At 66.5% G+C, this 11,148-nt stretch carries 6 protein-coding genes; 3 read left to right on the top strand and 3 right to left on the bottom strand.

Annotation, left to right across the window (positions count from 1 at the left end; genetic code table 11):
* Positions 1 to 1,388: hypothetical protein (locus AAGI46_12140; GenBank protein MEM1012956.1), on the bottom strand; the 1,388-nt coding region annotated here is incomplete at its 3' end.
* A 220-nt stretch (positions 1,389 to 1,608) separates the two neighbouring features.
* Here AAGI46_12140 and AAGI46_12145 point away from each other — a divergent pair.
* Both AAGI46_12145 and AAGI46_12150 read left to right on the top strand, forming a co-directional pair.
* Positions 1,609 to 2,910 carry a citrate synthase gene (locus AAGI46_12145; GenBank protein ID MEM1012957.1) on the top strand — a complete coding sequence of 434 codons (1,302 nt, stop codon included), beginning with the start codon at positions 1,609 to 1,611 and terminating at the stop codon, positions 2,908 to 2,910.
* An 88-nt stretch (positions 2,911 to 2,998) separates the two neighbouring features.
* Positions 2,999 to 3,394, top strand: coding sequence for an ATP-dependent Clp protease adaptor ClpS (locus AAGI46_12150; GenBank protein ID MEM1012958.1), 396 nt, complete (start codon positions 2,999 to 3,001; stop codon positions 3,392 to 3,394).
* Between the two features lie 2 nt (positions 3,395 to 3,396).
* On the opposite strand, the gene AAGI46_12155 is transcribed toward AAGI46_12150, so the two are convergent.
* Complete coding sequence (locus AAGI46_12155; GenBank protein MEM1012959.1) at positions 3,397 to 6,216, bottom strand: protein kinase; 2,820 nt, start codon at positions 6,214 to 6,216, stop codon at positions 3,397 to 3,399.
* A 38-nt stretch (positions 6,217 to 6,254) separates the two neighbouring features.
* Positions 6,255 to 6,881 (bottom strand): sigma-70 family RNA polymerase sigma factor, encoded by a 627-nt coding sequence (locus tag AAGI46_12160; protein ID MEM1012960.1) that lies wholly within the window; start codon positions 6,879 to 6,881, stop codon positions 6,255 to 6,257.
* Between the two features lie 227 nt (positions 6,882 to 7,108).
* On the opposite strand from AAGI46_12160, the gene AAGI46_12165 reads away from it, so the two are divergent.
* A partial coding sequence (locus AAGI46_12165; protein MEM1012961.1) for a hypothetical protein occupies positions 7,109 to 11,148 on the top strand: 4,040 nt, incomplete at its 3' end.

Below are 11,148 nucleotides of genomic sequence, written 5' to 3' on the forward strand. Positions count from 1 at the left end.
GTCGGGTCGGCCGACCGCAACGCTCGTTCGTGCGTTCGCCGGTCCAGCTCGGACGTCACGAGCAGGAATGACGGTTCGTCCACGACCGACGGCGCGTGCATCTCGACGCGATCGGCCAACGCCATCGCCAGCGAGTCATCGATCGTCTCGTCGACCACGACGGGTCGACCAGCGGCGAGGTCGGCAATCGCGTCGGCCTGCTCCTCGGCGAGGAGTCGCGACGTCGGGTCAACCACCGACGTTGCCGTCAGCAGCATCAAGCCCACCGCCACGCCGCCGACGAGGATCGGCGAGACCAGCGACGTCCAGAAGCGCCGCCTTCCCGCATGGACGCCCGCCAGCACGATCGCCGTCGCCACGCCGAGCACCGGCAGGACGTCGGCCTGTCGCGTGAAAGTCGCCACGCCAGCCGCCAGAGCGATGAACAGCGCCGCAGGAACACTTCGGCTCGCCAGCGTCGCGACGGCGAGGCCCGCCAGGATCAGCTGCATCTGCGGAACGGCCAGAACGTCGAAGCCCGTGATCGCCAACCGCAGCGTCTCCTCGACACCCACAAAGTGCGACACCAGCTCCGAGGGTCCGACGCGGAGCAGGCCGGCAATGCCGATGACGGCCACGCCGACCAACGGCGCGGTTGTCGCATTGGCCGATCGCAGCGGTCGACGCCACGCCCAGCCGGCCGCGAGCACCGTCAGCGGCAGCAGGATCGACAAGCCGGCGGTCGGTTCGATGAGCGTCGTCGCCGTCGCAGCAATGCCAGCGGACAGGCCGAGGAACCAGTTGCCCGATCGCCACCACCAGACGGTCGCCGCCAAGGTTGCCGCCAGGCCGAAGCTGACGAGACTCACCGGCGCGCCAGCGGTGACGATCCACCAAGCCGAGGCCGTCACGCCCAGCGTCGCGGCAAACGGCGTCGCGAGTCCTGCCCCGGCCACGTAAACGCACAGCAGCGTGAACACGACCAGCGCCGCCGGTGCGAAGGCCAGCGCGTCGGGCGCGATGATGCGCGTAATGCTGGGCAGCTCGACCGCGAAGTAGCCGAGCCACACCACTCCGACACCGGCTGCCGCGGCAGCGATGAGCGAGACGACAAAGAACGTGGCCAGCGACCAGGATCGGACGCGTCGAAACAGCGGCTCGAGCCGGCGCAGACCCGCATCGCGTCCGACACCACGCCGACGGTCCGCAGCGGAGTCGTCGAAGGCGACGGCGAACTGGCCGTCGTCGTCATCGGTTGGCTGCGGGCGTGGCCGGGGACGCGAATCGCCCAGCGTGGTCGCAACGCGTCGTCGTGGCCGCTCGTCCCAGGGCGTGACTTCGGCCTTGGGTTCTGCCGGAATGGGTGGCTCCGGATCGTCGGCGCGGAGACTCGGATGATCGGGCGCCATGACCGGGTTGTATCGGCTGTTCTTGATAGACGAACGTCTTGGCCCGAGGCGTGAGGCGGCGATCTCTCCACCACGTTTTACCATGCGAAGTCGCCGTGGTCACCTGATCCGCACGACCCGAACGCCGTTGCGGTCCTGGCGATGTGTGACGCCACAAAGGCCTCCCTCCGTCCCACTACACGCGTCCGCCGACACAATGACGCGCCGCTAGTGTGTGCCCATGCCCGCCGCATCTGACGTCGCTACCTCGGCCAAGGCCACCCTCACGATCAACGACCAGTCTCCCGTCGCACTCGAAGGCCTCGTCGGCACCGAAAACGAGCTCGGTCTCGACGTCACCGCCCTCCGCGCCAAGACCAAGGCCATCACGCTCGATCCCGGCTACCGCAACACCGGATCGTGCACGAGCGACATCACCTTCATCAACCCCGAGGCCGGCACCCTCCGCTACCGCGGCTACCCGATCGAAGAGCTGGCCGAGCACTGCAGCTTCCTCGAAACGGCTTACCTGCTCATTTACGGCGAGTTGCCGGACCAGAAGACGCTCGACACGTTCGTCTCCCTTGTCTCCGACAACACGGCCGTCAACGACGGGTTGCTCAAGATTCTCGACGGCTTCCCGCCCGATGCCAGCCCGATGGCCATGCTGTCAGCCTGCATCAACGGGCTGTGCGGCTACCACCCAGAGGTCCTGCAGGTCGAGTACGAGGAGCACTTCGACGTCACCGCCGCCAAGCTGCTCGGCAAAGTTTCGACACTCGCGGCTGCCATCTACCGGCACCGCAACCACGAACCCGGCCACCCGACGCCCCGGCCTGATCTGGATTACACGACCGACCTGCTCCGCATGAGCTTCGCTGACGGCCACGTCGACAAGGGCACGGCCAAGGCGATGGACCTGATCTTCCTCCTCCACGCCGACCACGAGCAGAACTGCTCGGCCAGCACGTGCCGCATGGTCGGCAGCAGCCACGCCAACCTCTTCGCCAGCTGCGCCGCAGCCGTCTGTGCCCTGTGGGGCCCGCTGCACGGCGGTGCGAACGCGGAGATCATGAACCAGCTGCAGCGGATCCACGACGGTCAGTCGATCGACCCCGACAGCTTCATCGCAGGCGTGAAAGAGAAGAAGTACCGCCTTTTCGGCTTCGGCCACCCGGTCTATAAGAACTACGACCCGCGCGCCCGCATCCTCAAAGCGCAGGCCGATGCGGTGCTGACGGGAATGGATCGGCAGGACGATCCGTTGCTGAAGATTGCCAAGCGTCTCGAAGAAGTCGCGCTCGCGGATGACTACTTCGTCAGCCGGAACCTGTACCCGAACGTCGACTTCTACAGCGGCCTGATCATGCGGGCGATGAACGTGCCGACGGACATGTTCACCGTGCTTTTCGCGGTCGGTCGGATGCCGGGATGGATTGCCCAGTGGAAGGAGACGCGCGACCAGGCCGGCAAGATTTATCGGCCTCGTCAGATCTACACCGGCCCCGCCGAGCGGCACGTGGTGCCCGCCGGCGAGCGATGAGTCGCCAGCGCCGGGTGGTGCAGATTGCCGCCTCTTGCGATTGTGAATGCGGGAGGTTCTTGCACGCGATTTGCGGTAGGGTGTCGTCGTGAGCTTGACTGTCGACGAGTCAAAGGACGTGCGTCCGATCGCCGCCGCCGAGGAAGACGACAGCTCCACCGCCGTCGCCGAACCGCCGGCAGAGACAGAGCCCAAGACCAAGCCGGCGTCGAAGAAGTCGCCCAAGCGACGCCCCAAGCGTCCCGGCCAGCTTCCGCCGTATCGCGTGCTTCTGCACAACGACGACGTCAACACCGTCGAGGCCGTCGTTCTGACGGTCCTGGAGCTGACGCCACTCACCGAGATGGCGGCGATCCGCGTCACGCTCGAAGCCCACAAGCGCGGGCTGTCGCTCTTGCTCGTGACGCACAAGGAACGCGCCGAGCTCTACGTCGAGCAGTTCAAGAGCAAGCTGCTAAAGGTCACGATCGAGCCGGCGGAGTGAGGTCAGTTGGTAGTCGGCTGCGGCACCGGTGCTGACGCGGCGGCGATGGCTTGGTCGAGGAACATCTGTGTCCGCTCGACAGCAGCGTCGCCGAGCGGGGCGGCTTCTTCGACAGCGCGACCCAACTCCGCGACGGCCTCGCTGTGTCGACCCGCAGCCGACAGGGCTCGGCCGTAGTTGCGTCGCAGAATCGGGATCATCCCGCCCCAGTTCCCGGCCTCGGCGGCATCGAGCGAGATCCGCAGCTCCGCAGCAGCTTGCTCGGCGTCGCCGGCTTCGAGTGCGATCATCGCCAGATTGTTCCGCGTGATCGACGGCGGTGGCGTGTTCGCGCCGACCTGTTCGATCTGCACGCGCAGCACCTCGCGGAGATCCGCGATCGCTTCGTCGGTCCGGCCGATCTCGTCGAGCGACGTCGCCCGGCTCGCGCGGATCGACAGCATGTACGGGTGATCGGGCGGCACCACGCCTTCGCCCTCGGCCATCGCCTCGTCGAACGCGACGACGGCCTGTTCGTGATCGTCGAGGTAGCCCGACGCGACGCCAGCGTTGTTCAGGTCGAGCATGAGCGTCGTCGGACTGCCGGCACCGCGTTCCTTTGCAGCACGCTCGCCTGCGACGTTCACGCGCGCCAGCTCGATCGCTTCGCGCAGCGACGCATCGCTGCGTCGAGCGACCAGAAGGTCGACGAGATTGCGACGGCAGCTTCGAACGATGTGACTGTCGGGGCCGAAGGTCTCGGTCGCACGGACGATGCTCTCGCGGGCAATCTGCTCGGCCTCGTCGAGTTCGCCGACGTCCGTGAGCAGGCCGGCGAGATTCGCCTGAGCCATGACGACCGACGGATGATTGCGGCCGTGGCGTTCGGTGCGATTGACCAGCACGCGTCGCAGCGATCGCAGCGCGAGGTCGGCCTCGCCGGCATTGCGGTAGCTGTCGGCCGCGTTGCTCAGCCACGTGTCGGCCTCGTCCATCGTGATCTTCGTCAGATCGGGCGCGTCACCTTCTTCTGTCTGGCGAGTCACCAGCGGATCGATGCCCGTCAGCACGTTCTGCCACTGCTCCGACGCCTCGACGTAGCGGCCTTCGGCATGAAGCAGCTCAGCGAGCGTCGAATCGAACTGCAAATCGATACGCGGCGTCTGCGGATGGTCCGGGTCGCGATCGGCGTCCCACGCGGCGCGGTACTTGTCGTACAGCGACCGCGCACGCTCCAGCCGGGCGTTCTGGGCCAGACTGCCGACCCACTCGGCGCGGTGGTCGGCAAGGTTGGCGGGCGTGACGTCTTCGAAACGCAACAGTGCCTGTTCTGCAAGCTCGTACTGCCGATCGGCCTCATCGATCTCGCCAACGGACCTCAGGTTTCGCGCAAGGTCGGTTCGCAAGTCCGCTTCGATCATCGGCCGACCGTCGGCGAAGGTGGGGATGAGCGGTTCGCTCTGCCGCAAGGCTTCCAGGACGGTCACGCCGGCACCCGAATCGGTCGCATCGCCAAACTCGAGCGTGCGGCGGAGGAACAGCCGAGCGGCCTGCTGACGCTCGGACGATGCCTCGGCAAACTCGAGGTTCCGTTCCGCCTCCGCCCGCGCGCTTGCCTCGAGCACGAAGGCAAACGACGACACCGCCGTCGCGACGACGAGTGTCACGGCGATGGCGGCAGTCGCGGCGATGAGCGGCTTGTTGCGGCGGGCGAACTTGCGGACCTGATATGCCAGCGTCGGCGGCCGGGCGAGGATCGGTTCTTGGGCGAGCAAGCGACGCAGATCCGACGCGAACGCCTCGGCGGTGGCGTAGCGGCGGTTGGGCTCGGCTTCGAGCGCGCGAGACAGCACGATGTTGACGTCGCCGCCGGTGTCATCGCCAGGGATGAGTCCGATGGACGACGGCGTGACGTTGGGCTCCGCCAGACGCCGAAGTGCCTCGGGCATCGCGACGCCCTTCACGTCGATCGGCGGCCTCCCGACCAGCAACTCGTGCAGCAGCACGGCCAGTGCGTAGACGTCGCAGCGGATGTCGACGTCGTCGCTGCCGGATGCCTGTTCCGGCGCCATGTAGCCGAGCGTGCCGAGCAACAGCCCGGCCGTCGTTCGCAGCGTTTCGGGCGGGGCCGCATCGTCTTCGAGCAGGCGTGCGATGCCGAAGTCGAGCACTTTTGGCCGACCATCGGCGGTGACGAGGACGTTGTCGGGCTTGAGGTCGCGGTGAATGACGCCCTTCTGATGCGCCGCCTGAACCGCGTCGGCGATGTCCGCAACCAGCTTCAGGCGATCGCGGAACGGCAGGTCGACGGCTCGGACGTACTGCGTGACGGTCGGGCCGTCGACGAACTCCATCGCGATGAACGCGACCGCCAGTTCGCGGTCGTGGCCGGCTTCGTAGATCGTCGCGATACCGGGATGGTCCAGTCGGCCCAGTGCGTCGACCTCCTTGCCGAAGCGGCGCGGCGCGTCATAGCCGGCGGCGGCGCGGCGAAGGACTTTGATCGCGACCGGGCGATCCATGCCGACCTGTCGAGCCTCGTACACCGAGGCCATGCCGCCCTCGCCGACGAGTCGGACGAGGTGGTACTTGCCGTCGACAAGCGACTTGCCGACAAGCGTCGACGGATCGGGTCCGCCCAAGCCGATGAACGCGTCGACCTCCGGATGCAGCATCGCATCCTCACCGACGTCGGCGAGGCCGATGGCTTCATTAACCAGATCGGGGTCATCGCCGAGCGTTTCGCGCAGAAAGCTCGCGCGGTCGGGCGGCGGTTGATCAAGGGCATCGGCGACTGCGTCGCGCAGCCGGTTCCAGCGTTCGGCCTGCATCTGATCCGTCATGCGTCAAACGACGTTAGCCGGGGCCGAAACGAAGTTGTTTATGCGGCCGTGCCGTCGAGGCGTTTGCTGAGCCACGCCCGGGCGAACGCCCAGTCGCGCTTGACGGTTCGTGCCGAGCTGCCCGTCGCGGCGGCGGTCTCTTCAACGCTCAGACCAGCAAAGTAGCGGAGCATGACGACCTCGCTCATCCGCTGGTCCTGCTCTTTGAGTTCGGACAGAGCGGTATCCAGCTCGATCACAGCTTCGGCATCGCCGCCGGTGTCGACGTCGATGCTGCGTCCGCCCGGCTGGTCGGCCGCGCTGAGGTCGAGCCGTCGACGACCGCCGCCGTGCTTGAGGGCGGCGTGGCGTCGGGCGCGTTCGACGAGGATCCGTCGCATCGCCTCGGCCGCCGCACCGAAAAAGTGCCGCGGGTTGTCCCACTGAACCTCGGGATCCTTCATGAGGCGCAGGTACGCCTCGTGGACGAGTGCGGTGGTTTGCAGCGTGAGGTCGGAACGCTCGCGCGCCATCTGCCGGCCGGCAAGGTCGCGTAGCTGGTCGTAAACGGCGTCGAAGAGCTCAGGCGTCTTGCCTCCCGGCTGGGAAGCTGGGGCGACTACACCACCATTTCCGCCGTCTGGCGGAGGATTCGAAGATTTTGGCTCCGTCTCTGGCCCCTGCACGTGGTGATTGTCGCACATCCGAGTGGGTCGGCCAAGTCGGCAGGCCCGACGCCCGGTATCGGGCGTTCGAGTGCACCACCTCGGCGGCGTTCAGGGGGAGCGCCGTTCGAGGGCTGCACGGGCGAGCGTTTCGCCTGGAATTCGTTGTTTCTCGCGCCATTCGACACTGACCGTCAACCTGCCGCCGCCGTCCGACTCGGTCGGGCGCTGACCCGGGAGAACCCACCATGCAGAACCACCCTCGCCCCGCCGTTCGCCGACTGCGCCTCGCCGCGGCCGCCGCTCTTGCCACCGCCGGCCTCGCCGCCACCGCTCCCGCCCAGGTCACCTGGATCGGCGGCGCGACCGGCGACTGGTCCGACAACGCCAACTGGGACAGCGCCGTCTTCCCCAACGGCACGACCATCGACGCGATCATCGCAGGTCTCGTCGAGGTCACGGTCGAGCCGGGCATCACGCGTGATGTCCGCAGCCTCAGCGTCAGCAGCGCGTCGCAGTTCTTCATCAGCGACAACACGTTCTTTGACATCAACAACGGCGGGCTTGCCAATGCAGGCTTCGTCACCGTCACCTCGACCGGCGGCAACACGCAGCTGCGCTTTGCCGGCACGAACGACATCACGGGCGGCGGCACGATCTTGCTCGAAGACGGCATCATCGGCGGCACCAGCAGCGTCATTACCAACGTCGACAACCTGATCACGGGGACCGGCAACATCGGCAACAACGCCGCCCGGTTCAGCAACGAGGCCACCATCCAGGCCCAGGGCGGCACGCTTGTACTCGATCCAGCCAGCGTCATCGGCGGCCCGGAATTCTTCAACACGGGCACACTTGCCGCCAATGGAGCCGGCAGCGTCCTCGTCCTGACCGGCAACGGCTTCGGTGAGTTCAGCAACGTCGGCGGAAACATCTCCGCCATCAACGGCGTCGTCCGCCTGACCAGCGGTGCCGACATTCTCGGTGGCACCTACAGCACTTCGGGCACTGGCGTCATCGAGGTCGCGGCCAGCTCGTCGGCGATCCTCCAGTACGCCACGAACACCGGCAACATGGTTGCGCGGTTCGGCTCCGACCTGGAGATTCGCGGAAGCACGTTCACCAACAGCGGCTCGATCACGATCGACTCGAGCGGCGGAGCGCGGGCCGACCTCCAACTGCTCAACGGCAACAACATTGAACTCAACGGCACCGGCACGCTCAACCTCGTCGACGGTGGCATCAACGGCAGCGGCTTCCTTGTCGTCGGAGCAGATCAGACCGTCCGAGGCAGCGGGTTCGTCGGGCAGAACCAAATCCGAATCGAGAACTTCGGCACAATCCGCGGCGACGTCAATGGCGGCGACCTCGAGATCAACCCGGCAGCTGTAACCGCCGGTGCCGAGTTCTTCAACCCCGGCCTCGTCCGTGCCAGCAACGGCGGAAGCGTCACCCTCAGCGGACAAGGCAACGGCGAGTTTGCCAACACGGATCGCCTCGGCAATGGCAGCGGCGTCATGGAGGCCGTCGGTGCTGGTTCCGAGCTCGTCCTCGACGACGACGCCGTCATCATCGGCGGCACGCTCCGTGGTATCGACGGCGGCATCGTTCGAGCCGCGGCGGATCAGAACATCGACGTGACCAACGTCACGCTCGAAGGCGCCCACACTGTCGATGACAACACCGATTACAACACCACGGGCACCATCAACCTCGCCAGCGGTTCGACCCTGACGCTCACGTCGACGGGCTCGGCTACCGACCTGGAGATGAGCGGCAGCGTCGACTTCGTCGGGTCAGGTCAGATCGTTCTGGCTGACCCGCTCTCGGGCGTCGATGGCTCGGGCACCATGAACCTCGGCGGGGACGTCACCCTCCGCGGCCAAGGCAGGCTCGGACAGAACGACATCCGCATCTTCAACGAGGGCACCATCCTCGGCGACGTCAACGGTGGCAACCTTGTCATCGACCCAGCAAGCCTCGACGGCAACGCCGAGTTCTTCAACACCGGCCTCGTCCGCGCCGTCGGCGGCGGCACCGTCACGCTTGACGGCCTGAGCAACGGCGAATTCACCAACACCGATGAGCTTGGCGCCGGCAGCGGAATCATGGAGGCAAGCGGTAGCGGCTCCGAGATCGTGCTGACCAACACCGCCCGCGTCTTCAACGGCACGCTCCGCGGCGTCTCGGGTGGCTTGGTCCGGACCGGTGACAACGAGAACGTCTTCATCACCAACGTCCTGCTTCAGGGCAACCACGTCGTCGGCAACAACTCCGACTACGGCATCGACGGTACCGTCACACTCGATGCCGGCGGAACCCTGCGGCTCCAGGCCGGTGCTCAGGCGACAGACCTCGAGATCCAATCGACCGCCACGCTCGACGGCAACGGCACCGTGATCCTCGAAGGCTCGCTAGCCGGCATCAACGGATCGGGCGACTTCAACATCGGCAGCGGCATCACCATCCGCGGCGAAGGCAGGTTCGGACAGAACGCCATTCGAATCTTCAACGAAGGCACTATCCTCGCCGACGTCGACGGCGGCACGCTCTCGCTCGACCCCAACTCGGTCGACGCCAACGCCGAGTTCATCAACACCGGCGTCGCCCGCGCGATCAACGGCGGCACGCTGCAACTCTCGGGTGCCAGCAACGGCGAGTTCAACAACACCGGAGCACTCATCGAAGCGGTCGGTGCCGGCTCGGAGGTGAATCTCACGTCCAATGCTCGCCTCTTCGGCGGCACGCTTCGCAGCACCGGCGGCGGCACGGTCGAAGTCGGCGATGGCGAGAACGTCTTCCTCACCGACGTCCTCGTCGAAGGTGTTCTGAACGTCGGCTCCAACACCGATCTGGGCATCGACGGTACCGTCGTCAACGACGGCACCATCACCCTCGACGGCACAGGCGCGCAGACCGACCTGGAGGTACAAAGCAGTGCCATCTTCGCCGGCAGCGGAGAACTCGTTCTCGACGGGCCAAGCGCCGGCATCAACGGCTCGGGCACGCTGCTCAACGACTCGGGCAACACCATCCGCGGCGAAGGCAACGTCGGCCGAAACGCCATTCAGATCACCAACGACGGCTTCATCATCGCCGACGTCGCCGGCCAGGAGCTTGTCCTCAATCCGGCCAGCGTGATCGCCGGACCTGAGTTCATCAACAACGGCACCCTGCTCGCCACCGACGGCGGCATCCTCGTCTTTGACGGCCAGGGCAGCGGCGAATTCCTCAACAACAACGAGATCACCGTCGCCAACGGCGGGCAGATTCTGTTCCGCAATGGCGCCGACCTCACCAACGCCAACGCCGCCGCTAGCGATCGCCTCATCGGCGGCACGTTCCGCGTCTTCGATGACGGCAGCGGCACCACCTTTGACATCGTCCCGCCCGACTTTGACCTGGAGACCATCGAGTTCGCCACCGTCGAAATCCAAGGACCCAACGTCACCAGCAACCTGTTCGACGACACGGCCTCGGCCACCGGTGACCTCGTCGGCTTCAAGTTCCGCGAGAACGGCGGCACCTTCACCATCGGCGGCGGCACCGACCTGACCGTCACCGTCGGCGAGGGCGACACCCCCGGCATCGCCGCCTTCGCCAACAGCTTCGACGACGGCCTGGGCAACCCCGACAGCCTCAACGCCGGCACCTTCTTCGTCGACGCCGGCTCGACCGTCACGTTCCTCGGCCAGTTCGATGGCGGAAGCCCGTTCACCAACAACTTCGCCAACGGCGGTGACTCCGTCCTGGGCGGCGGTGGCACCCTCGTCGCCAACGTCAACGGGAACGGCATCTACCGACCCGGCAACTCCGACGGCACCGTCGGCACGCTCAACGTCGACAACAGCGCGACCAGCTCCATCAGCAGCGCTCGACTCGAAGTCGACCTCTTCGACCAGAACGTCAACGACGTCCTCGCCTTCGGCGGCAACCTCTTCGCCAACGACCTGGACATCGCGGTCGACTTGGCCGGCGGCTTCCTGCCCAACCCGGGCGACGACTTCACCGTACTCACCAGCGGTGGCAGCTTGACCGCCAGCTCGCCCAACGCGTTCGAGGTTGCCGGCCTGCCGGGCCTGCTCTTCACGACGCTGGTCACCAGCAGCGATCTGATCCTGACCGCTGATAACGCCATCGACGGCGACTTCAATTACGACGGCACCGTCGACCTCGCTGACTTCGGCATCCTCCGCGCCGGCTTCGGATCGGGCGACGAGTACGTCCTGGGCGACGCCAACCAGGACGGCACCGTCGACCTCGCCGACTTCGGCATCCTCCGCGCCAA

This window comes from Planctomycetota bacterium (assembly GCA_038746835.1).
GTDB lineage: Bacteria > Planctomycetota > Phycisphaerae > Tepidisphaerales > Tepidisphaeraceae > JBCDKH01.